Source organism: Prochlorococcus sp. MIT 0801 (assembly GCF_000757865.1).
In the GTDB taxonomy this organism is placed as follows: Bacteria; Cyanobacteriota; Cyanobacteriia; order PCC-6307; family Cyanobiaceae; genus Prochlorococcus_B.
Genome location: NZ_CP007754.1, coordinates 59,377 through 82,625 on the forward strand (window position 1 = coordinate 59,377; position 23,249 = coordinate 82,625).

Annotated in this window: 21 protein-coding genes and 1 riboswitch; of the genes, 5 read left to right on the forward strand and 16 right to left on the reverse strand. The window is 35.6% G+C overall.

The annotated features are described in order from the left end of the window. Positions 1-132: 132 nt before the first annotated feature. Positions 133-2,793: an alanine--tRNA ligase gene (gene alaS, locus EW15_RS00260; RefSeq protein ID WP_038650501.1), complete on the forward strand. Its 2,661-nt coding sequence runs from the start codon at positions 133-135 to the stop codon at positions 2,791-2,793. Position 2,794: 1 nt separating this feature from the next. Here alaS and speA read toward each other — a convergent pair whose 3' ends face one another. Next, complete coding sequence (speA, locus tag EW15_RS00265; protein ID WP_038650503.1) at positions 2,795-4,738, reverse strand: biosynthetic arginine decarboxylase; 1,944 nt, start codon at positions 4,736-4,738, stop codon at positions 2,795-2,797. A gap of 142 nt (positions 4,739-4,880) precedes the next feature. Here speA and ndk point away from each other — a divergent pair, with 142 nt between their 5' ends. Then, complete coding sequence (gene ndk / locus EW15_RS00270) at positions 4,881-5,336, forward strand: nucleoside-diphosphate kinase (protein WP_038650506.1); 456 nt, start codon at positions 4,881-4,883, stop codon at positions 5,334-5,336. A 38-nt stretch (positions 5,337-5,374) separates the two neighbouring features. Here ndk and thiO read toward each other — a convergent pair whose 3' ends face one another. Next, on the reverse strand, positions 5,375-6,478 hold the full coding sequence (gene thiO, locus EW15_RS00275) for a glycine oxidase ThiO (RefSeq protein WP_038650508.1): 1,104 nt from the start codon (positions 6,476-6,478) through the stop codon (positions 5,375-5,377). 99 nt (positions 6,479-6,577) lie between these two features. Between thiO and gatB the strand changes: the two genes are divergently transcribed. Next, positions 6,578-8,053: an Asp-tRNA(Asn)/Glu-tRNA(Gln) amidotransferase subunit GatB gene (gatB, locus tag EW15_RS00280; RefSeq protein ID WP_038650511.1), complete on the forward strand. Its 1,476-nt coding sequence runs from the start codon at positions 6,578-6,580 to the stop codon at positions 8,051-8,053. Here the strand turns inward: gatB and coaE are convergent. Further along, positions 8,050-8,694 carry a dephospho-CoA kinase gene (coaE, locus tag EW15_RS00285; RefSeq protein WP_038650514.1) on the reverse strand — a complete coding sequence of 215 codons (645 nt, stop codon included), beginning with the start codon at positions 8,692-8,694 and terminating at the stop codon, positions 8,050-8,052. The two genes, gatB and coaE, sit on opposite strands and share 4 nt — an antisense overlap. Before the next feature lie 15 nt (positions 8,695-8,709). Between coaE and argJ the strand changes: the two genes are divergently transcribed. Further along, positions 8,710-9,972: a bifunctional glutamate N-acetyltransferase/amino-acid acetyltransferase ArgJ gene (gene argJ / locus EW15_RS00290; protein ID WP_052041134.1), complete on the forward strand. Its 1,263-nt coding sequence runs from the start codon at positions 8,710-8,712 to the stop codon at positions 9,970-9,972. Positions 9,973-10,092: 120 nt separating this feature from the next. Here the strand turns inward: argJ and EW15_RS10275 are convergent, their stop codons facing one another. From EW15_RS10275 to EW15_RS10960, 9 genes are all read right to left on the reverse strand, one after another. Further along, entirely contained in the window at positions 10,093-11,211 is a 1,119-nt protein-coding gene (locus tag EW15_RS10275) for a zinc-ribbon domain-containing protein (RefSeq protein ID WP_052041135.1), read from the reverse strand. 13 nt (positions 11,212-11,224) lie between these two features. Further along, complete coding sequence (locus EW15_RS00300) at positions 11,225-12,043, reverse strand: PD-(D/E)XK nuclease family protein (protein ID WP_038650515.1); 819 nt, start codon at positions 12,041-12,043, stop codon at positions 11,225-11,227. A gap of 69 nt (positions 12,044-12,112) precedes the next feature. Beyond that, on the reverse strand, positions 12,113-12,313 hold the full coding sequence (locus EW15_RS00305; RefSeq protein ID WP_156095698.1) for a hypothetical protein: 201 nt from the start codon (positions 12,311-12,313) through the stop codon (positions 12,113-12,115). Between the two features lie 636 nt (positions 12,314-12,949). After that, entirely contained in the window at positions 12,950-13,282 is a 333-nt protein-coding gene (locus EW15_RS00310) for a hypothetical protein (RefSeq protein ID WP_038650521.1), read from the reverse strand. After that, the gene (locus EW15_RS00315) at positions 13,270-13,506 is read right to left on the reverse strand and encodes a hypothetical protein (RefSeq protein ID WP_052041136.1); all 237 of its coding nucleotides are present in this window, start codon (positions 13,504-13,506) and stop codon (positions 13,270-13,272) included. Before EW15_RS00315 ends, EW15_RS00310 begins: the two co-directional genes overlap by 13 nt. Beyond that, on the reverse strand, positions 13,499-13,681 hold the full coding sequence (locus EW15_RS00320; protein WP_038650523.1) for a hypothetical protein: 183 nt from the start codon (positions 13,679-13,681) through the stop codon (positions 13,499-13,501). The genes EW15_RS00315 and EW15_RS00320 overlap by 8 nt, the downstream gene beginning before the upstream one ends. 12 nt (positions 13,682-13,693) lie before the next feature. Continuing rightward, positions 13,694-13,837: a hypothetical protein gene (locus EW15_RS10710; protein WP_156095699.1), complete on the reverse strand. Its 144-nt coding sequence runs from the start codon at positions 13,835-13,837 to the stop codon at positions 13,694-13,696. Positions 13,838-14,095: 258 nt separating this feature from the next. Further along, positions 14,096-14,539, reverse strand: coding sequence for a cyanase (cynS, locus tag EW15_RS00325; RefSeq protein ID WP_038650526.1), 444 nt, complete (start codon positions 14,537-14,539; stop codon positions 14,096-14,098). 225 nt (positions 14,540-14,764) lie between these two features. Further along, positions 14,765-14,920 (reverse strand): hypothetical protein, encoded by a 156-nt coding sequence (locus EW15_RS10960; RefSeq protein ID WP_197049683.1) that lies wholly within the window; start codon positions 14,918-14,920, stop codon positions 14,765-14,767. A 1,091-nt stretch (positions 14,921-16,011) separates the two neighbouring features. Further along, positions 16,012-16,159: riboswitch (cobalamin riboswitch) on the forward strand. 11 nt (positions 16,160-16,170) lie between these two features. Here EW15_RS10960 and EW15_RS00330 point away from each other — a divergent pair. Beyond that, positions 16,171-16,803 carry a HupE/UreJ family protein gene (locus EW15_RS00330; protein ID WP_038650529.1) on the forward strand — a complete coding sequence of 211 codons (633 nt, stop codon included), beginning with the start codon at positions 16,171-16,173 and terminating at the stop codon, positions 16,801-16,803. 16 nt (positions 16,804-16,819) lie between these two features. On the opposite strand, the gene EW15_RS00335 is transcribed toward EW15_RS00330, so the two are convergent. The 4 genes from EW15_RS00335 to EW15_RS10280 form a co-directional block, all read right to left on the reverse strand. Further along, positions 16,820-17,011, reverse strand: a complete 192-nt coding sequence (locus EW15_RS00335) for a hypothetical protein (protein ID WP_038650532.1) — start codon at positions 17,009-17,011, stop codon at positions 16,820-16,822. Positions 17,012-17,014: 3 nt separating this feature from the next. Further along, entirely contained in the window at positions 17,015-21,094 is a 4,080-nt protein-coding gene (locus tag EW15_RS11410; RefSeq protein ID WP_225866572.1) for a DUF4214 domain-containing protein, read from the reverse strand. 176 nt (positions 21,095-21,270) lie between these two features. Continuing rightward, positions 21,271-21,396: a hypothetical protein gene (locus tag EW15_RS11515; RefSeq protein ID WP_255327226.1), complete on the reverse strand. Its 126-nt coding sequence runs from the start codon at positions 21,394-21,396 to the stop codon at positions 21,271-21,273. Between the two features lie 82 nt (positions 21,397-21,478). After that, positions 21,479-23,170, reverse strand: coding sequence for a DUF4214 domain-containing protein (locus tag EW15_RS10280; RefSeq protein WP_052041137.1), 1,692 nt, complete (start codon positions 23,168-23,170; stop codon positions 21,479-21,481). Positions 23,171-23,249: the final 79 nt, after the last annotated feature.

Here is a 23,249-nt window from a genome sequence, read left to right on the forward strand (position 1 = left end):
TGCCTTTTTTGCGTATTTTTCTCTTTCAAAGTCTCACGGGTTTCTATTTTGTTATTGTTTAAGGGTGAGTTGAGCAAATTTGACGTTTTTTGTGATTGTTTTCAAAAACCTTTTTAGAGATAATTTTTAGGTATGGAAAAAAGTTCTTCCTCTTTAATCAATCCGCCATCTCTTTCAGGAGATGAAATAAGAGAGGCATTTATAAACTTTTTTGTGCAACACAATCATAAAAAACTAGCAAGTTCTTCTTTAATTCCAGATGATCCAACAGTTTTATTGACAATTGCAGGGATGCTACCTTTTAAGCCTATCTTCTTAGGACTAAAAGAGTCTTCTACTCCGAGGGCAACATCCAGTCAAAAATGTATAAGAACAAATGATATTGAAAATGTAGGAAGAACTGCGAGGCATCATACTTTTTTTGAGATGCTCGGTAATTTTTCTTTTGGTGATTATTTTAAAAAAGAGGCAATTCAATGGGCATGGGAATTATCTACTGAGGTTTTTCGACTAAATCCACAAAATATAGTCATTAGCGTTTTTAAAGAAGACTTAGAAGCAGAACAAATATGGAAAGAAGTTGTAGGGGTTGATGCAAAAAGAATCATCAGAATGGGTGCTGCTGATAATTTTTGGTCATCTGGAGCTACAGGACCTTGCGGTCCATGTTCGGAACTTTATTTTGATTTTAAACCCGAGTTAGGAAGTGATGAAATAGATCTTGAAGACGATAGTCGATTTATAGAATTTTATAATTTGGTTTTTATGCAATACAACCGCGACTTAAAGGGCAATCTTGAACCATTGGCGAATTGTCATATTGATACAGGAATGGGCTTAGAAAGAATGGCTCAAATTTTGCAGGGCAAATCTAATAATTATGAAACGGATCTTATTTTTCCTCTCATTGAGGCAGCGGCTTTATTAGCTCAAATTAAGTATGAAACTATAGATGAAAAAAATAAAACATCATTAAAAATTATTGGAGATCATTGCAGGGCTGTTACTCATTTAATTTGTGATGGTGTAAGTGCTAGTAATCTAGGGCGAGGCTATATTCTTCGTCGTCTCATACGGCGTATGATTCGACATGGTCGACTGGTAGGCATTAATCAGCCGTTTTTACCTCAACTGGCTGAAATTGCTATTGAGTTGATGAAAAATGCTTATCCTCAATTACTTGAGAAAAAGAAAATTATTCTTAATGAGTTAAAAATAGAAGAATCTCGTTTCCTTGAAACGCTTGAACGGGGAGAGAAACTTTTGGCAGAGATAACAGCTCATGAATGTGATCTTATCTCTGGAGCGCAGGCATTTGAGCTTTATGATACTTATGGTTTTCCTTTGGAATTAACAGAAGAGATCGCGAATGAAAAAGGTATTTCTGTTGATACTAATGGTTTTGAGAATGAGATGGCACAGCAACGTAAACGTGCAAAAGAGGCTTCTGTCAGTATTGATTTAACTGAAGAAGGTTCAATTGAAAGAGAAATTTCTTTATTTGATGAAACAAGATTTCAGGGCTATGAAAAATTAGAAACCATTTCAACTGTGATAGGCATTTTTAAAAATAATGAATCAGTGAAACAAGCTGTTCAGGGTGATTTAGTAAAGATTATTGTTAATAGAACGCCTTTTTATGCTGAGTCGGGTGGCCAAATAGGAGATAAAGGCTTAATAACGTCTAAGAATCTTGAGGTATCCATCGAAAATGTTAGAAAAAAGAAGAATATTTATATTCATTCTGGATGTGTTAACACTGGAGTTCTAAAAGTTAACTCATCTGTTCAGATGAATGTTACTCCATCTTTTCGTCAACGAACTACATCAAATCACACTGCTACACATCTATTACAATCAGCTTTAAAGTTATCTATTGACTCAAGTATAAGTCAAAGAGGCTCTTTAGTTTCAAATCATCGATTGAGATTTGATTTTAATGCTCCACAACCTTTGACAATAAAAGAACTTGAAGATGTGGAAGTACGAATAAATCAATGGATTAACGAAGATCATCCAATTCAGATTAAAACAATGCCAATTAAGAAGGCTATGGCTATTGGTGCTTTGGCAATGTTTGGTGAGAAATATGGTGACGTAGTACGTGTTGTAGATGTTCCAGGCGTTTCTATGGAGTTATGCGGAGGAACCCATGTGACTCGCACGTCACAATTAGGTACATTTAAGATTATTAATGAGACAGGTATTGCTTCAGGTGTCAGACGAATAGAGGCCATAGCGGGTCCATCAGTTTTAGATTATTTTAATGAACGTGATTTGGTAGTTAAGGAGTTAAGTAAATCATTCAAAGTTCAATCATATGAAATTGTTGAGAGAGTCTCATCTCTTCAACTGGAATTGAAAGATAAAACAAAAGAACTTATCAAAGTAAAAAATGAACTCGCTTTGGCGAAGGCACTGGGTTTAGCGAGTTATGCAAAATCTGTTGGTAAGAGTAAATTATTAATTAGACGTTTAGATGGAATTGACGGATCTGGATTGCAATCTGCTGCTTCAAGTTTGATAGATCATTTAGGCAAGTACTCTGCTGTTATTTTTGGAGGCATTCCAAATCAGGAGATTGATAATAAATTAGTCTTTGTTGCGGCATTTTCTCCTGATTTAGTCTCAGATGGTTTACATGCAGGCAAATTTATAAGCGGGGTTGCAAAAATGTGTGGTGGTGGTGGTGGTGGTCGTCCAAATCTCGCCCAAGCTGGTGGTAGTCAACCTCAATCGTTGGATCTAGCTTTAGAAAAAGCTAATGAGGATTTGACTCAACAATTCTCTTAATCTAGCTCTGTAGGTAAGTACTTTGTCGGAGGCTTGCCTCTACATGCTCTATTAGTTTTTGTGCATCATGGATTTTTAGATGCCCGCCTTGGATAGCTAATTCGCTTGATTTTCGTAATCGTTCTAATAATATTTCTGGATCATGTTCCAAATATTCAAGAACATTTGATTTTGTATTCCCACGAATGACATGCTCAACTTTATAGTTCCCTTTTTCTGTAAATCTTATATGGACTGCATTTGTACTCCCAAATAAATTATGTAGATTTCCCATTACTTCTTGATAAGCGCCACCTAAGAAAAGACCAATTAGATATTTTTCGTCTTGATTAAATTCATGAAGAGGTAGCAAATTTTTAATTTTTCCATTATCAATAAATTGGTCAAGCTTTCCATCTGAATCACATGTTAAATCTGCAAAGTGACCAAGTTTTTTCGGTTCTTTGCTTAGCCGATGGATTGGCATAATTGGAAAAACTTGATCAATGGCCCAAGTGTCTGGAGCCGATCTAAATACGGAAAGGTTTGCGTAATACGTTACGGCTAAGCTTTCACTTAATTTCTTTAGTTCTTTAGGTAGAAGTATGTTTTTTGGTAACTGATTAACTATTGTTTTTGCACAGGCCCATGTCAACTGCTCAGCTTTTGCACGTTCAACTAAATCTATATAACCTAGTCGAAAAGCTGCAAGTGCATCTGCTTTAAATTTTAGAGAATCATTCCATGCTTCTTGTAGTTTGGCTAAATCTTCTTCTTGCTTAAGTTCTAGAGAATTTATATGGACTAATGTTTCACGTAAATTTCTGACAGAGAGACATTCTTTTTCGTCTTCTTTAGGAATGTCAGAAGGTAACGAATTTTTGCCTAGAATATTGAAGATTAAAATCGAAAAGTGACTCGCAATAGCTCTTCCACTCTCTGTGATTAAAGTGGGTAGTGGTATCTTTTTTGATTCACAACATTCTTTAATTGTTGCTACTACATCATTTGCATAATTTTGAAGTGAATAGTTAGTAGATGCTATTGAGGCAGTTTGACTTCCATCGTAATCAATTCCTAAACCACCTCCAACATCTAAGTATCCCATAGGTGCCCCAAGATTAATTAATTCGGCATAAATTTGTCCGGCTTCTTGTAAGGCATCTTTTAAAACACCTATATCATTAATTTGACTCCCTAGATGAAAATGTAAAAGCTTTAATTCATTGAGAAGATTTGCTTCTTTTAACCTTTTGATTGTTTTCAATATTTCTGGAATTGAAAGTCCAAATTTTGACTTGTCACCAATCGAGCTACTCCATCTCCCACTGCTTTGACTTGATAGCTTGGCTCGCATTCCTATGAGTGGAGATGCTCCCAGTAAATTACTAGATTTGATTATAAGATCAACATCACTTGCTTGTTCTATAACTACTATAGGTTGACGTCCAAGCTGACGTGCTAAAATAGCTGTTTCAATATAACGTTGATCTTTATAGCCGTTACATATGAGTAAGGCTTGAGGATCTTCTAGGATTGATAAAGCAATTAGTAACTCTGGCTTGCTTCCAGCTTCTAAGCCAAAATTCCATTTAGAACCACAGGTGATTAATTCTTCAACTACGTGACGCTGTTGATTACATTTGATTGGAAATACACCTTGGTATTTTCCTTGATATTGATAGTCATTAATCGCTTTTTCAAAAGCTTTGTGTAAGTTTTTTAAGCAGTCTTCGAGAATATCGTCAAATCTTATTAAGAGAGGAAATTTTAGTTTTCGACTTTCAAGTTCATCTAAGAGTTCCATCAAATCATGAGATTTATTTTTGGAACCGTTAGGACAAATACTAATATTCCCTTTTTCATTGATAGTGAAATAACCCTTTCCCCATCGATCAATTCCATAGAGCTCTGAGCTATTTTGGATAGTCCAAGAGAGAGATTGGTTAGTATTTTTCACAGCCATTTATGCGATAACAAAGTTGCCAAGTTTTGATCATTCACGATTAATACAATTAAATCTAAGAACAGTTTTATTAAGTGTCATGTTTTACTTGCCAAGAGGGCAGTTTTAGGAAGACTATGGCTTCATATTATTGAATATCGCAATGACTTTGGAAAGAACCTTTGTTGCTATCAAGCCAGATGGTGTGCAAAGAGGTTTAATCGCTGAGATTCTTGGTCGTTTTGAAACTAAAGGGTTCAAATTAGTAGGCCTAAAGCAACTAAAACCAAGCAAAGAACTTGCTGAAAAACACTACGGTGTTCACAAAGATCGTCCTTTCTTTTCAGGTTTAGTTGATTTCATAACAAGTGGACCTGTTATAGCTATGGTTTGGGAGGGTGAAGGTGTTATTGCAAGTGCGAGAAAATTGATTGGAGCAACAAAGCCTCTTGAGGCAGAACCTGGAACTATTAGAGGTGATTTAGCGGTGAATATTGGTCGTAATGTCATTCATGGTTCTGATGGTTCTGAGACGGCAGTTTTTGAAATCAACTTATGGTTCCAAGAAAATGAACTTGTTGATTGGACTCCATCAGATCAAGTATGGAGAGTTGAATAAATTATTTTTGAACTTCAAAAGCTTTTTGTTAGTGGTTTTTAAAATCTGTCCCAACTGAATTGGGACATAAAAGTACTTTCTTCATTATTTAAAGGGATCGAGCAAATTGATTTGCCTATTAATTCTGAAGTTATCGCGGCCAATAGAACCCCATTGCGATGATGCCCTGTAGCAAGCCAGAGACCATTAATTGATGACATTCCCATTAATGGTTCTTCGTCTGGTGTGCATGGACGAAAACCCCACCATCTCTCCATATGAGGTAATTGATTAAGTTCAGGAATAAGAGATTGAATTCCTTTTTTTAGATCGCTTTGTCCTTTTGGAGTCAGTCCTTTCTGGAAGCCTGCCTCACGCTCACTAGTTGCACCTACGATTATTAGACCGTCATCTCTTGGAACCAAGTAAATGCCAGGCCCAAAAACAATTCTTTTCAGGATCTGTTTTGGCCCCTGAATAGATAACATCTGGCCTTTAACAGGAAAAATAGGGAGTGTTTTAAAAATTTGTTTGCTCCAAGCTCCGCAGCAGAGAACTCCTTTTTCGCTTTTTAAATGCTTGATATTTCCATTAATGTCTTTAATTTTGACTCCATGAAATGCGCCTGATTCTTTCAGGATTTCAATAACTTCTACTCCTTCTTGAAAGTGAACACCTAATTCAACACAAGCTTTTTCAAGTGCTCTCATTAAAAGTCTTCGATTATCGATTTGACCGTCTTGTCTAAAAAGTAAACCTGCTTTCCATTTCTCTGAGAGTCCAGGAACTTCTCTAAGGAGCTCATTCTTTTTTAGCTTTTCACCAAATTTGTAAGTTGGGTAGGATTCACATTCTTTCTGGTTTTCAAACGGAACAACAATTCCGCAAGTTTTGAGACCACATGACATTTTGCTATTTGACTCAATGCTTTTTATCCATGCTGGGTGTCTTCGAAGACTAGTTTGACCAAGATTTAATAAATTACCTTGCAACCCTTCAGCATGAGGAGCAAGCATTCCAGCGGCAACAAAGCCTGCGGCTTCGTTTCTGCTTCTACTTAAAACTTCTACATGTTTGCCTCTTTGAGCAAGTTCATGGGCTATTGCAAGACCCATTAATCCTCCTCCGAGGATTAACAATGGTTTTTCATTTAAGCCACCCATTGCTTGAATTTAGAAAATGTTATTTTCAATGTTTTAGATTACGTTAGCTTCCATGACAGAGCTTTTCTTTCATAAGATTCACATATCTAGGTCAAATTAATGACAGAATCCAATGTTTCATGGGAAGTGGTAATCGGATTAGAGACGCATGTGCAGTTGGGGACTAATAGCAAAATATTTACCAGCGCATCAACAAATTTTGGTGACGATCCAAATACTCATATCGACCCAGTTGTTTGCGGATTACCAGGCACTTTACCAGTTTTAAATAAGAAGGTTTTGGAATATGCAGTAAAAGCAGCAATGGCTTTGAATCTAAATATTGCTTCTCATAGCAAATTTGATAGAAAGCAATATTTTTATCCAGACCTACCAAAAAACTATCAAATATCTCAGTTTGATGAACCTATTGCAGAAGATGGTTGGATAGAGGTAGAAGTGGCTGAAAAAGGCAAAGAAACTTATGTCAAAAAAATAGGTATTGAAAGACTACATATGGAGGAGGATGCGGGAAAACTTGTTCACGCAGGTAGTGATCAATTGTCAGGTTCCACACATTCTTTGGTTGATTACAATAGGGCAGGTGTGGCACTAGCTGAAATAGTTAGTAAACCTGATTTAAGAACAGGTAGAGAGGCTGCGGAATATGCAGCTGAGATTAGAAGAATAATGCGTTATTTGGGAGTATCTGATGGGAACATGCAGGAAGGTTCTTTGCGTTGTGATGTGAATATTTCAGTCAGACCGACTGTTAACGACCCATTTGGCACAAAAGTAGAAATAAAAAATATGAATTCATTTTCGGCTATTCAGAAAGCTTGTGAATATGAAATTAAACGGCAAATAAAAGCTTATGAATCCGGAGAAGAAGTAAAACAAGAAACGAGGTTATGGGATGAAGGTAAGCAACTGACTAAAAGTATGAGATCCAAAGAAGGCAGTAGCGATTATCGTTATTTTCCTGATCCTGATTTAGGTCCGATAGAAGTCAGTAATGATTTAAAAGAAAAATGGCGTTCAGAATTACCAGAATTGCCAGCTGCAAAAAGAAATAGATATTCAGCAGAGCTCGGTCTTTCTATTTATGATGCACGAGTTTTGACTGATGAATCTTCAATGGCTAAATACTTTGAGAAAGTTGTTAATGAAGGTGGGGCAGCAAAATCTTCAGCAAATTGGATAACAGGAGATATAGCAGCCTATATAAAGTCTAATAAATTATCATTTGATCAATTAACCTTTAAGCCAAATGAATTAGCAGAAATGTTAAAAATGATTGATTCTGGAGAAATAAGTGGAAAAATCGCGAAAGACATTTTACCTGAACTATTAAATAACGGTGGTTCCCCAAAGCAATTAGTCCAAGAACGTGGTTTAGGTATGATTGGTGATCCAAAAGTGATTGAAGAAATTATTGATCAATTGATCGTTAGGCATCCTAATGAGGTTGAATCTTTCAGGGCTGGGAAGAAGAAACTTTTAGGTTTTTTTGTTGGTCAATTAATGAAGGAAACAAAAGGGAAAGCGGATCCAAAACTCGCAAATCAAATATTAAATAAAAAATTACAAGGTTAGAAATTATATAATTTTTTTAATTGCACTTTCCAAGTCTCATCATCATTAGAATTATTAATTACATAATCTGCAAATTGTTTTTTTAAAGAGTTCTCCCATTGTGCATCAATTCTTTGATTTGCCTCCTTAAGACTTAAATTATCTCTTGACTGAAGTCTCTTTAATTGCATGTTCCTAGGGCACTCTATGTAACAAATCTCACTACATAAACCTGTATAATTCTTTTCAAATAGGAGTGGAATGATCAAAATTACAATTGAATTTGATTTCAATTTCTCTAATTCTTCTTCAATTCTTTTGTTGACGAATGGATGTATTACTCCCTCCAGCCATTTTTTTTCAATTTCATTTTGAAAAACTATTTTGGCTAATGCTTTGCGATTAATAATTTGATCATTTTGACTTGAATTTTTAATTATTTTACTTCCATATCTCAAAAAGACTTTTTTGGCTATTTGACTTTCAGCACTTAATGCTTCATGAGCGTATAAGTCAGCGTCTAAAATAGGCCATTGCTTGGCTTGAAATAGAAAATCTCCAATGATTGTTTTTCCACTGGCGATACCTCCAGTGATGCCTATTCTTCTTTGCCTGCCTTTCCATCTAAGACAAAGTTTGTTTGTTTGTTTTTGGTCAATCATTAATATTGATAGTAAGTGAAAAATGCTCTTCTGAATTTGAGTCTTTTGACATCTTCTGTATGGTCTCCAATATCTGGTGGTATTACTGCCCCTGATGGTTTTTTAGCAGCTGGCATTTCCGCAGGATTGAAGCCTTCTGGGAGGAAAGATCTTGCTTTGCTATATGCACCTGATGGTGCTTGTTGCAGTGGGACATTTACTCAATCAGTCACTCGTGCTTATTGCGTGGATCTATGTATTGATCGAATCAAGGCATCTGAGGGAAAAATACGTGCTGTAATTATTAACTCTGGACACGCAAATGCTTGTACAGGTAATCGAGGCAAAATTGATAGTGAACTGATCACACATGAGCTTGCTAAACGCTTGGGATTATCTAATGAAGAAGTTTTAATATGTTCCACCGGTGTGATTGGAGAGGCAATACCTGTTGAAAAGGTTCATAGTCACTTGGATCAACTTGTAAACAGTTTAGATAAGGAGGCATACCTGGATGCAGCAAATGCAATTTTGACAACTGATCTTCAGGTAAAGCAAATTGCATATCAAGCAGTTTTAGGAGGAAGACGAATATCTATTGGAGGAATGGCTAAAGGTTCAGGTATGATTCATCCTTCAATGGCAACAATGTTGAGTTATCTTACCTGTGATGCAGGAGTAGATCATGTTTTATGGTCAGATATGATAAAGCGTGTTGCAGAATCATCTTTTAATTCCATTACAGTTGATGGAGATACGAGTACTAATGACACTTTTTTAGCTTTTTCTTCTGGAGCAGAATTAGATCCAAGATATTTATCAATCCTTGAAGAGGGACTGTATTTAACAGCTCAACACTTGGCTAGAGCTATTGCAAGGGATGGAGAAGGGGCTAATTGTTTGATTGAGATAAAGGTTGAAGGTGCTTCAAGTGATTTAGATGCTCGTGTCATAGCTCGTACAATTGCTTCATCTTCTTTGGTTAAAACTGCAGTCAATGGTTCCGACCCTAATTGGGGAAGAATTATTGCTGCACTTGGTCGTGCAGGTACTTCTTTTAATTTCAATGATGTCAAATTATGGATTGGACCTTATGAAATATTTTCTAATGGCACACCTTTGGATTTTGATAAACAAATTGTGAGTAAGTTTATGAAAGCAAGATTAACAGGCAAATATTTGATCGATGATCTTATCAGGATCAGATTAAGGATAGGGAAAGGAATAGGCTCGGCTACTGCTTGGGGATGTGATTTGTCTGAGCAATATGTCCATATCAATGCCGACTATACAACGTAAGTAAGACCCATTGCAGCACAGTGGATCTCAGCGATAAGTATAGCAAATAAAACACTAATAAAACAGTGACGTCGTTATGACTGGGATTTGGTCAAAAAAAGCGGTTTTTATTTTGGTGTTTTAAAAAAATGATGTCTCTATACCACTCTTTTCTTTGAGTTCGGCAAGAGAATGAACTTCTATTTTGGAAGTGTACCAATTTTCTGTTTTACCTTTAACTAGTCCAACTTCTGTTCTTAACCATTTTTTCAATTTTTTCTCGATTGCCTCTAGTTCATTACCATCATGTGGTCCTTTTGTTTGAAGTTCACTCCAACCCCTATCAGAGTGATATCTAATTCTCTCTTTAATATGATTGGTAATGCCAAATTGTTGTTCCCCTTCTCTTTTCATCAAATAAAACCAAGTAGGTTTATCAGGATCGAACCCATATTCCGCACAGGTACGACAACCCGTTCCCTCCCTTGTTCTCTTGTCAACTGCTGCCTCCCAAGTATGTCCCTTTAGGCATTTCCATGGCATCTTTTTTTTACTACCAAAAAGCACAGTTGACGGATCCCATCCATCTGCCTCCTTTGCAATCTCTGGACTCTTGCTCTGGAGGTCATTGAAACCAACACAAAGTTTTTTACCAGCGCAAAACGGACAACTGTTTCCGTTCTTGGTTCTTTTGTAAACAGATGCCTCCCACTTGTGTCCCTTAGCGCATTGCCAAGGCATTTTTTTTAAAGCACCAGCAAGCACAGTTGAAGGATCCCAACCATCTGCTTCTTTTGCAATTTTTGGAAACTTGGTTAGTAGGTCATTAAATCGAATCCATACTTTTCTATTCGCACAAAATGGACAACTACTCTTTTTTGCTCTAGTCCTTTGAGCAGGGGTATTAATCCATTTGTGTCCCTTTATGCATTTCCAAGATAATCGTTTAGAGGAACCTGCCGTAACATACGAAGGATCCCAACCATCTGCTTCTTTTGCAATTTCTGGAAACTTGGTTAGTAGGTCATTAAAACCCCTACAGATTTTATGTTGATTACTGCATACAGGACAGACTGATCCCACTCGGGTTCTTTTATAAACCGATGCCTCCCATTTGTGTCCCTTTATGCATTTCCAAGATAATCGTTTAGAAGAACCTGAAACAACAGTAGACGCATCCCACCCATCTGCCTCCGCTGCTACTTCAGGATGCAGCGTTAATAAATCATTTACACCAACAATTACTTTTTCTTGAAGCATAACTAATGTTAGTTTATCTAGTTACTTTCAATATTTTTGAATATTGATCTGCATAGGCACAGTTTCTGCAACTTGGATGTGATTCAGGAATTTCATGCTGGTTTATAAGGACAAGCATTTGCTCAATCTTGTCTTCGATCCATTCCTTATTCCAGTTGTAAGGAATTAAATATTCATCAAAATGCATCGTTGCATGAAATCCATTTTCATCTGTTTTGGCATTGCAAACTAAAAAATAAGATGTTGGATCAACATCAAATCCCATTCCTGATAGCAGATAAGCGTAGAAGTCCATTTGGATTTTGTATCCGTCATGAAATGCATCATCTAAATAATCTTGCTTAGTGACGACTCCATTCTTTGCTTGAGATTTATAGTCAACTACAATCAATTTTTTTGTTTTCGTATCTTGCCATATATCGTCTATACCTCCCGATAAAATAATATTTGTGTTTTTGTAGCGAAGTCTCAATCCATGATGTAATGCATCTCTCCAGTTATCCATTTCAGGATGATCAAAAGGAACCAAATGTCCTAAACCATTTTCTTTGAATAATCGGTGAGGTTTTTTATTCTTTCTGCTCTCATCAAATTCTTTTTTGAGTAAATTGTCTACTGTTGAATTTAATGTCCATCCAGGAGTTTTTGGCGTTTCTAAACCCGAAACCCGATCGAGATAAAAACATCTTAGACACGTAAGAAAATCGGAGAATTTACTTCTACTCATTTGAAAATCACTACTCTGCCTTGGAGAGTAAATTGATTTTTTTTTAACTCGTTTTCCAGTCGCTTTTGCGAATCCTTTTTTGGGATGTCTTTTTAAATCAATCATGATCTTTAAGGTTTTTACGAAAAAAATTAATAATGAGAATGGTGATAACTGTTCAAAATCAAATCAAGTTCAATATTCATTTATCCAGCATTCGCCGTTTTTCCACTTTCTATGTTGCGTACGGATTTCTTCAATATCTTTTTCGGGTAATTTGCTCTCCATAAGATCAATTAGATTCGTAATTATTGACCACGCTTCATAGAGTTCTTCTTTCTTGTCCTCAAGTTGAGATATCAGTACAATCTTGGATGTTTTGATTTTGGAAGACATTGCTAAAACTACGTTGTGAAGAGACCATATCAAGGATATATGAGATTGGAATCAACTCTTAAATATTTTTTAATATTCGTAAGTTCTTCGTGAAAGTTATATCTTGCAGGGTGTAAGACGTGTCTTGCATTGGTGTACGATATGTCTTGCAAAGTGATAGATATAGTAAACAAAATATTAAAGTAAATTTATATTTTAGGAAACATAATTACCTGAACTATTTAATTGATCTATCATAGTTATGCCATTTAAAAGTTAATCAAATAAATGATCTATATTATGCTTTATTTATTATTTACATGCGCCATAAATAAAACACTAATAAAACGGTGATGGGGTTATGACTAGGTTTCGGGCGGTTTTAACAGAAATAAAACACTAATAAAACAGTAATGACTTTCTTGAGATTGACTGCTATGACTAATATTTTGTAGTTATATTTGTATCAATGCCGATTATACGACTTAACCTAAGATCTATTCCACTGGAATGGATTTGAGAGATTGCTTTTTCAAATATACCGCTTTTATACCACTTGAAAATATATCAAGGATTTAATTTCTACCTTTCTAATGGTGTAAGTCACTCTATTTAACTATTTTAATTTCCACTTTGACCAAAGTGTGATTAAAGTAATTAGTTTGCTCCTATTACTTTAATTTGATTACCAGCATCACTTAATTTCATCAACTCGTTTTCATACTCATCAGTAAACGTTTCGACTCTTCTTGCGTAAACAGCATCTGCATTTAAGTCTTCGATCATTTCATAACCAAAGAATTCCAATAATTCCTCTTGATTCTTGAAACATCTATCACTCCACTCATAATTCTTGTTCCCCTTCGCATTTTCATACTCATAGCACTCATAAAAATAATCAGTTCTATACCGCTCTACTAATGCAAACTCTTTTTGCTCTTCCATTGGGAGTTTGTCGTAAATGCTCCAACCAATTATCAAGACTGGCATGTGTTTACATCCTCAACTTTTTTATTCCACCCCTGAAAACTTGAATTGGAATCGGGTGCTGGTTGTTCTCGAATGCCTTTTAACTTTTTCCATCTGATGTAGAGAGCGCCAAGCAACCAACTTTTAATTAATGACTTTGTACCATTATTTAATTGGTTCTCTTGTTTCTTATTGAACTTTTCTGAATCAAGAAGTTCTTGTTTCCAATCTATTTCTTCAGTCATTGACTTTTGCTCTCAACTTGTAGAAGGTTTCTTCACATCGACAAGAAATACCTTTGTATTCATCTGGGAAAGATTTCATCCAAGTAGGAATACTCATCGTCACGGGATAACCACCTTTAATGTGAAAGACAACCTCTTTCTTTTTTGCGTCTATGAAATGCGGAGGAAGACTCATGTTGCTATCTATTTATTTCATTAATACCTTTCTATTAACTACTCTACAAAAGGGATTTCTTGATTTTGCGACCTTATCCGCATCCTCAAATTTGTCTACATGTACTATTTCTTTGATGACCATTCCTCCAACGAAACAAGAAACTTCAACTTTCATTGTTGACCTCCTCCCAGTCGGGAATTAAGAGTTCATCTTTAATTGATACGTCTATGAAAACCCACTCTCTTACTTCAAGCAACAGATATAGTTTCTTTTTTTCAGATTCGCTTTTCTTTATTTCTAATTACTGAATTAGGTTTGTAATACGTATCAACGCCGACTATACACGATAACCTAAAATCCATTGTACTGGAAGAGATCTTGAGGTCTAGTTTTTCTAAACTACCACTTGAAAATATATCAAGGAATTAATCTTTACCATTTCTTGTAGGGTAAAAACTTTCCACACATTGAAACCTTCACTCTGTCACCTTTCGGATCTTCGACTTTATCTACATTGATTGTAAAATCTATTGCACTCATTATCCCATCACCAAACTTTTCTTGAATAACGTCTTTCATTGGCATGCCATAAACTTGCATGATTTCATAAAAACGATATATCAATGGATCAGTGGGAATTACTGGATCTAGTGATCCTTTTACTGGTGGAGTTGTCAATATCTCTTTAAGTTCCGTACCAAGTCCTAAAGTAGTTAATAATTTATCAGCCTCTTCATCACTGGCAGTTGATTGTCCATAAAGAAGACTAGCAACCCAGACTTCATCTAGTCCTAATAGAATTCCAATATCTGCAAAGGTTAATCTTTTTTCTTTTTTTGCTTTTAATAATAATTGAGTTGATTCAGGAAATGACATAGAAACAAATTTAACAACGTAAAGAAAGGTATATCTAACGAGAGATATTCATTAGATAGGTAATTAACTAATACGATTAAATCTTGATTGTTTCAGTTAGAATAGTTACAAAATTGCATGATTAATAATGTATGCAAATTAACAATAAAAATTGTATTTTTGTGCGATCGAGTTCATTTATTTTTATGGCTAAAATTTTAAATCTTAGTAGACTTCTAAAAATTTTTATAATAAATCATATTTTGAATCCTCCTTTATCTCTCTCCAAAGGTCTCCTAATGATTGATTGAAACCATTTAATCGGAGGAAACTTCTAGATTGATTAACTCTATCTTGAATAAGTTTTTCCTGCGGACTCATTTCACTAGAGGAATCAGACATTTTTTAAGCCTAATAATTAATAATATTAATAATGAATTTTCTTGAATATCATGACAAGTGATAGTCGCTACAATATAAGCACTTCTAATAGTTAATCATCATTTTCATTTCTTTAATATATTGGTGAAAATTATCTATATAAAATTGATATCTACCCTTTTGTACCGAAATTTATTTAAAGTAAATTAAAATAAGTAAAATTTTATATTTATATTATCTACATGAGTTAGTTATATACTACTAAAATACCGGTAAGTCTTCTATGAATGGGTTTTCGGGTGAAAAACTGCAAATATACCACTAACTTAATCCTTGCAATCAATTGCTGTCACTGGGTTTTGATTCTTATGTACGTATTAATGCCGATTACACGACTTAGCTCGTAAATGTAGTCATATGAATTGATTGTAATTGTAAATATTTTTTTGGTCACACTTTGGTCACAGTTGATTTAAACGTATCTTTTCAGAAATGATTTAAGTATTCTCAAGATTTATTGTAAGACTCTTAGAGAACTTGCTTAGACAGTAAACAACAAGGAGCAATAAAAAACGAATTTGACAGCTCAGATATAAGGAAGTTTAGAAACTTTTAAAATGATTTTAATAGCTCTAAATAATGCATAGAATCTTTAATTAACTGAAAATAAAAATGATTATCATATACATAATTAATAACCAAGTACCCTAATTATGAAATTTAAAAATGATTATCATTGTAATTATCTATGGACATAGAAGTTTATATCCCCTTGTTATAATAGACTTTTAACTCTTCTTATATTATAGTTAGAGATGTAAACAAAAGTTACTATGATTAAAAATTTCTTTAAGTATAGAGTTTTAAGCTATGCAATTATTTCCAATGGAAATGAAGAAGAATTATGTCCAGGATGTGGCTGTGTTTGTCCCTGTGAATGTTCAGAATGCGACGTTTGTTCACCTTGTAAAGATCATTAATCTTAATGCGATTACACAACGTAACTCCTGATCTATGTTATGCCAATTGATTGTAGGGATTAATTTTTTGGTCATACTTTATTCACCTTTGATTTAAATCTATTTTTTTAGACTCTCTGCTCAAAGAACAATTAGTGAAGTTATTACTGAGGTTCCAAGGGGAAACAGCCATTGGAGGTAACGGGGAAAAGCGGTGAAAATCCGCTACTGTCCCGCAGCTGTGAAGTATCGATATTCATCGATATCAGTCAGAACGCCCGCCTTATTTCACAATTCGACGAGGATCGATCTATGACGTTTCCCTATTTTGGGCGTAAGCAATTTCTTGCAGCTTTTCTTCCACTCTTGTTTTGGTTGACTTTTTTAGTTGCTCCAGTGTTCGCTCATCACCCTTTTGGTATGGGAGATAGTGCTGGGCTGTCAGCCTGGCAAGCTCTGCTTAGTGGCATCGGGCACCCATTACTTGGACCTGATCATTTGCTTTTTATGTTAGGCATCGCCCTTCTTGGGATCAAAAAAACGAAGCAATGGGTGTTCCCTCTTTTAGTGGTTGGCTTGTTAGGTAGTGCATTAGTGCAGTTGCAGCCATTGCCTGATGTAATGTCTGCCTGGGCAGAAGCAGTTGTGTCTTTATCTTTAGCCATAGAGGGGTTAATTGTTCTAAATCTTTTGAGCTCAAAATGGCTATTGCCAATGTTCGCTTTACATGGCTATTTACTTGGAAGCACAATTGTTGGTGCTGAACCGACTCCTCTCATAGGTTATTTTTTTGGTCTTCTTCTTGCACAAGGATCATTACTTTTAGTTGTAACAGCAACATCTCAAAAAGTGATCAAAAAGTTTGATATTAATAGCCGTAATTTGGTGGCTGGTATTTGGATAGGTATAGGACTTGCCTTCTCTTGGGTTGCTATTATTCCATAGCATCTATTAGATAAGATTAGTTTTGTTTCTTCTTCAGCTGCTCTTCTAAAAGCTTTTGTTCTCTTTCTTGCTTCGGTGGCAATGGTATCTCGATATCGCATAGATCTAATTCGAAAACTCCTCCTGTACTAAAGTGATTGGTATCTGATTGTGATGGCTTAGGTAAGAGAAGTGCAGTGGTAAGAGCTACTATTACGAAGTTATTCATTAGTCAACCAAACCCTGTCATTTCAGTAAAGAGAGCTTTGTTCTCGGCTGACTCTGCAAAGCCAAGCAGTGCTTCGTATCTTGTTTCAGCTCCGCTATTAAGTTGACCTAACCAATAAATCAAACCACTCGTATCAGCCTCACGACCTAAAACATTTTTATAGAGAGTATTGACATAGGTTGAATCAGATACATCTTCTCCATAGCGTTGTTTAAATTCTGCAGACCCTAAAAAGGAGGAGGCAACCACTCTGATTGTATTTCTACCAGAACTGAAATTATCAATCCAATACTTCAATCCATCCGCATCAGGAAGACGCTTGAAGGAAGCGTTATAGAGGCGGAACATACGACCTGAATCTGTATTTAAACCAGTGACTTGATCAAATGTGCCTTTGATATCTGCGATTGCACTCACATCATGGAATGAACTTGTAGTTGCTTCTCCCGTAAATTGTAAGGATGGGTAGCCAGTGATGTCGTCATACCCAGAATCAGTTTTGATTTGATAAACGCCATTACCTTTGTTGTAGAACTTATAATCACTAAATTTACCGCTATAAGTTTTAACAACGTCTACTTTTGATTCCTCTACGGTTTGATCAGAAAATTGAATGTATTCAATATTTTTGAGCGTATCAGTTCCATCAGTTGTTCCTGTTGTTCGTTGATCCGCGATTTGTAAGGTGTCTGAGCCACGGGTAAAGGAGTACTTAGAGAAGCTGCCAGAGTAGACAATGGTGTCTGTACCCGCTTTCCCATCAATCGAGTCATTACTACTTGTGCTTTGTATAATGTCAGTGCTAGATGTTCCTGAGATTGTTGCTGTGAACTCTTCCAGATCATTAACTATAAGTGTGTTGTATAAATCAGGAGAAGTTAAACCTTTTGCATCAGTGACTCTGACAACAACTGTATAAGTACTTTGAGCCTCATAATCAGGTGAAGTCTTGATTTTTAATTGATTACCATCTATATAAAAATTACTGTTACCTGAACTTTCTACATAACCACCAATTAAGGAAAATGTATGAGTATCTGATTGATCTTCATCTACTGCTGAAATAATGGCAACTGTTGAATCTGCAGCAATATTTTCGTCAAAGTAATAGGAGGAGAAGTTCCATGACGTAGGTGCTTCATTGAGATCCTTGACAGACAGAGTGAATGCTTCGGCATAGGTTTCACCACCACTATCAGTTGTTTGTAAGCGAATCTTGTAGGAGGATTTTGTTTCGTAATCCGGAGAGGCTTTAATTTTTAAGGATGATCCATCAATCGTAAAGGAGCTGTTATCTGTATCATCAGTACCGGTGACTAAAGAGTAGGTATGCGTATCGGATGTATCATCATCTGTCGTAGAGAGAGTTGCGACCGTAGAAGCAGCAGCAATATTTTCATTAAAACTGCTTGAAGATAAGGTTAATGCTGTAGGTGTTTCATTGAGATCATTCACCGAGAGTGTGAAAGCTTTAGCGTAGGTTTCACCACCACTATCAGTGACTTGTAAGCGGATATTGTAGGAAGACTTTGTCTCGTAATCAGGAGAAGAATTTATCTTTAAATATGTTATTGCTACTCCTTTATAGATGGTGAATAAACTGTTATCGGTGTCACCATTACCACTGATTAAAGAGTAGGTTCGTAGATCGGAAGTATCAGCATCTGTACTACCTATTGCCGAGACGATTGTAGAGGCAGCAATATTTTCATTGAAACTTGTTGAGATTAATCGAAGGTCTGTAGGCGCTTCATTAACATCGGCAATAGTAGTCTCAATCCATTGATTAGAAGAATTCCCAGCGAGGTCTGTCGCTTTTACATATATCGAATAAATGCCATTGGAATTGCTATCAAGATGATTTTCATAATCAGGAGCATTATTAAACGTTAATAGACCAGTAGTGGAATTAATTGAAAAGAATGTGGGGTCATTTCCTCCATTAATTGACCAAGTAACAGCTTCGTTGGCAGTAAAGGTATGAACAGTTGTCGTATTCTCATTGATTGTTTTCTTACTATTTTCCGCACCAGCACTTCCTGAAGGACCCGTAATTAATGGTGCAGTTGTGTCTTCATTAACATCTGCAATGGTAACTTCAATCCATTGATTAGAAGAATTTCCAGCGAGGTCGGTTGCTTTTATATATATCGAATAAATGCCATTGGAATTGCTATCAATTTTATTTTCATAATCAGGAGCGTTATTAAATGTTAATAGACCAGTAGTGGAATTAATTGAAAAGAATGTGGGATCATTTCCTCCATTAATTGACCAAGTAACAGTTTCGTTGGCAGTAAAGGTATGAACAGTTGTCGTATTCTCATTGATTGTTTTCTTACTATTTTCCGCACCAGCACTTCCTGAAGGACCCGTAATTAATGGTGCAGTTGTGTCTTCATTAACATCTGCAATGGTAACTTCAATCCATTGATTAGAAGAATTTCCAGCGAGGTCGGTTGCTTTTACATATATCGAATAAATGCCATTGGAATTGCTATCAAGATGATTTTCATAATCAGGAGCGTTATTAAATGTTAATTCACCAGTAGTGGAATTAATTGAAAAGAATGTTGGGTCATTTCCTCCACCAATGGACCAAGTAACAGCTTCGTTGGCAGTAAAGGTATGAACAGTTGTCGTATTCTCATTGATTGTTTTAAAGGACTCTGATGCTCCAGCACTTCCTGAAGGACCCGTAATTAATGGTGCAGTTGTGTCTTCATTAACATCTGCAATGGTAACTTCAATCCATTGATTAGAAGAATTCCCAGAGAGGTCGGTTGCTTTTACATATATCGAATAAATGCCATTGGAATTGCTATCAAGATGATTTTCATAATCAGGAGCATCTTTAAATGTTAATAGACCAGTAGTGGAATTAATTGAAAAGAATGTGGGATCATTTCCTCCATTAATTGACCAAGTAACAGTTTCGTTGGCAGTAAAGGTATGAACAGTTGTCGTATTCTCATTGATTGTTTTCTTACTATTTTCCGCACCAGCACTTCCTGAAGGACCAGTGATTAATGGTGCTGTTGTGTCTTCATTAACATCTGCAATGGTAACTTCAATCCATTGATTAGAAGAATTCCCAGAGAGGTCGGTTGCTTTTACATATATCGAATAAATGCCATTGGAATTGCTATCAAGATGATTTTCATAATCAGGAGCGTTATTAAATGTTAATTCACCAGTACTAGAATTAATTGAAAAGAATGTGGGGTCATTTCCTCCATTAATTGACCAAGTAACAGTTTCGTTAGCAGTAAATCTATGAACACTTGTCGTGTTTTCATTAATGGTTTTAGAGGACTCTGATGCTCCAGCACTTCCTGAAGGACCCGTAATTAATGGTGCAGTTGTGTCTGCTGTTGAGTCTTCATCACCCCATAAACTCTTTAATGCTTCAATGTCTACAAGAGAAAACCATGATTGATATTTACCCCATTCATCAGGGGCTCCATATGCCATCGCTGTTTCTTCTACTGTCGTAGAATATGTTGTGCCATAAACATCTCCATCGTTATTACTAAACGGATGCTCTAAATGAAGTGCATGACCTAATTCATGAAGAATTAAATGTTCCCAGAAATTACTTCCTTTATTTTTATAATGATCATTATTCTTTGAAGTCAATGCAACTTCATGATTCATATATCCTAAAGAATCTGTTTCAGGATTCATTTGACCAGCATAACTAGATCCTGTTGTTGCATATGTATGTTCATAGATACTTATATTGGCATCTGTTCTATTAAATACGTATTGAAAATCTACACCTAAAATATCATCTAATTTAGCTATTGTTTCTTTTATAAAATCTATTCTATACGAAGGCATATTAAGAGCATCTATATAATAATTGTTATAAGTAGTTGAAACTCCCTCAGTATCAATCCATATATTAATTGTATTATTATTTATTTTAACGTTATCGTACCAACTTGAATCTTGTGTTAGATGATAATATTTAAGGCCAGAAGTTTGAGTAGTATTATTACTATTACTATTACTATTACTATTATTATTTGAATTTAGAGTATTAAATGAATCAGATAAATTTACTTCACTATGAAGCAAGGAGATCAGTTCTGGATTAGAAGAATTGCATAGAAAACACAATTGAGAATTCTCTCAGTTATTTTTATTGTATATCCTTTGTATACTTTATAGCTAAATGATCGCTCCTTTGAAATCTTTGAAACACCAGCCAACGCAAATGGTTCGACTGACGTGTCTTATTAAATTTATTTGGTCTATTTAGTTTCATTAGTTTTCATTTTTAATTGTTCTTCTAAAACCTTTTGCTCTCTTTCTTGCTTAGGTGTCAAAGGTATCTCGCTATCGCCTAGATCTAATTCGAAGACTCCACTACTACCCAAGTGATTGGTGTCTGATTGTGATGGGGTAGGGAGGGAAGAGGAGTGTGGTGGTGAGATCTAGTTGTAAGAGTTTGTTCATTGCTTATCCGAAACCTGTCATTTCAGTGAAGAGAGCTTTGTTTTCTGCTGATTCAGCAAACCCTAAAAGCAACTCATATCTCGTCTCTAAACCACTATTCAAGTTTCCTAACCAATAGTTATAACCTTCTTGGTCATATTCCCTACCTAAAACATTGACATAGAGAGTTTCAACATACTTAGCGTTCGTAACATCTTCACCATAGCGTTGTTTAAATTCAGCAGAAACAAGAAAGGATGATGCCACTGCTCTATCATCATTTTCTCCAGATGTGTATTTGCCTATCCAGTACTTCAATCCATCAGAATCTGGAAGCCTTTTAAAAGCAGCGTTATAGAGACGGAACATCTTTGCGTCTTTTGTATTTAACCCAGTTACTTGATCAAATGTTCCTTTAATATCAACAATGGCACTGATATCTCTAAATGAGCTGGTTGTTGATTCTCCTGTAAATGTTAATAATGGTAGTCCTGTGATGTCATCAGTTGTTCCTGAGTTTGATTTAATCTCATATGATCCATTACCTTTATTGTAGAATTTATAATCACTAAAAATACCGCTATAGTTTTTAATAACGTCTACTTTTGATTCTTCTACTGTCTGATCAGAGAACTGAATGTATTCGATATTTTTTAGAGTATCGGTACCATCATTTGTTGCGGTTGTTCTTTGATCTGCGATTTGTAGTGTGTCAGTACTACGTGTAAAGGAATAATCAGCAAATTTTGATGAATAAATACAAGTATCGGAACCTGCCCCACCATCAATTACATCATTTCCACCAGACCCTGTAATTGAATCTGCTCCATCTAGTGCATTGATTTCATTTGCCTCACTTGTTCCATTAATAATGTCTGATGAATCAGTGGCTGAATTAGAAGTAAAGGTAAGCTCGGCTGCTACTAGTGAATATTCGCGATCTCCGAGAATTGATAGCGATGAGCTCATTATAAGTCTCCATTTATTTGCCGAGTTAGAAAATAGTAGTCCAGTTGGATCAAGATAACTCTTTTCTGGAGGAGCCAAATTTGTCTCATTTATTTCCCAGGTGAGCCCATCATTAGAGACTCCAACATAAATTCCTTGGGATTGATCTGGAAGTGTTACAGGTGAGGAAGACATTATTGCTATCCAATCATTGTCCTCTGCTTTTAAAACCTCAAAGTCAACATATCCCCCTTCCACTCTTTTCCCTGAATCTACTAAAAAGTTTGTTCCTTTTGTAGTTGTTGAAGTTGCACTGAGGATAACTTCATTGGCTAGTGTGGTCGCTTCAGTATCTGATTTTACCCAGTATATTCTCACTCTTCCATCTGGAAGAACAACTGAATCCGGCACACCCCAAGCCTCATCACCGTTGTGTGAGATACCTGTTGATGAAACTCCAGACAGACTTAATCCATCCTTTGAGATTAATGCTGTAAAAATTTCATGTTTCCCCGAATTAGGGTCCACTTCTATGTAATAGGCTCTACGTATTCCTTCTGTGGTGGTAACAATTGTAAGGTCTTGTATGAAATTAATTTGTCCTTCTTGGGTTAATTTAAGATTAGTAGACATTGCAGCAATCGTTACTCCACCATTGCCGGTGTAATAGAGTTGATATGCTTCACCACTATTGTCTACATCATTTTCCAGGTGAGGACTGACACCAAGTGTGTCAAGTTCTTGAATATTCTTAAGTGACCAAGTCATTCGGAAGTTGTTCCAATGCTCATTTAACTAACATATTACTTTTTATAGTTATAGAGAATTTTGGAAAGTATTTGTTGTA

Coding starts and splice junctions, on each gene's coding strand:
- ndk (WP_038650506.1), top strand. CDS start 4,881: ATGACTTTGGAAAGAACCTTTGTTGCTATCAAGCCAGATGGTGTGCAA.
- EW15_RS10710 (WP_156095699.1), bottom strand. CDS start 13,837: ATGAAAGTTGAAGTTTCTTGTTTCGTTGGAGGAATGGTCATCAAAGAA.
- EW15_RS00315 (WP_052041136.1), bottom strand. CDS start 13,506: ATGACTGAAGAAATAGATTGGAAACAAGAACTTCTTGATTCAGAAAAG.
- EW15_RS00335 (WP_038650532.1), bottom strand. CDS start 17,011: ATGAATAACTTCGTAATAGTAGCTCTTACCACTGCACTTCTCTTACCT.
- EW15_RS00305 (WP_156095698.1), bottom strand. CDS start 12,313: ATGTCTTCCAAAATCAAAACATCCAAGATTGTACTGATATCTCAACTT.
- cynS (WP_038650526.1), bottom strand. CDS start 14,539: ATGTCATTTCCTGAATCAACTCAATTATTATTAAAAGCAAAAAAAGAA.
- speA (WP_038650503.1), bottom strand. CDS start 4,738: ATGGCTGTGAAAAATACTAACCAATCTCTCTCTTGGACTATCCAAAAT.
- EW15_RS00300 (WP_038650515.1), bottom strand. CDS start 12,043: ATGATTGATTTAAAAAGACATCCCAAAAAAGGATTCGCAAAAGCGACT.
- EW15_RS10280 (WP_052041137.1), bottom strand. CDS start 23,170: ATGACTTGGTCACTTAAGAATATTCAAGAACTTGACACACTTGGTGTC.
- EW15_RS10275 (WP_052041135.1), bottom strand. CDS start 11,211: ATGCTTCAAGAAAAAGTAATTGTTGGTGTAAATGATTTATTAACGCTG.
- EW15_RS00310 (WP_038650521.1), bottom strand. CDS start 13,282: ATGCCAGTCTTGATAATTGGTTGGAGCATTTACGACAAACTCCCAATG.
- coaE (WP_038650514.1), bottom strand. CDS start 8,694: ATGATTGACCAAAAACAAACAAACAAACTTTGTCTTAGATGGAAAGGC.
- thiO (WP_038650508.1), bottom strand. CDS start 6,478: ATGGGTGGCTTAAATGAAAAACCATTGTTAATCCTCGGAGGAGGATTA.
- gatB (WP_038650511.1), top strand. CDS start 6,578: ATGACAGAATCCAATGTTTCATGGGAAGTGGTAATCGGATTAGAGACG.
- EW15_RS00320 (WP_038650523.1), bottom strand. CDS start 13,681: ATGAGTCTTCCTCCGCATTTCATAGACGCAAAAAAGAAAGAGGTTGTC.
- EW15_RS00330 (WP_038650529.1), top strand. CDS start 16,171: ATGACGTTTCCCTATTTTGGGCGTAAGCAATTTCTTGCAGCTTTTCTT.
- alaS (WP_038650501.1), top strand. CDS start 133: ATGGAAAAAAGTTCTTCCTCTTTAATCAATCCGCCATCTCTTTCAGGA.
- EW15_RS10960 (WP_197049683.1), bottom strand. CDS start 14,920: ATGTCTGATTCCTCTAGTGAAATGAGTCCGCAGGAAAAACTTATTCAA.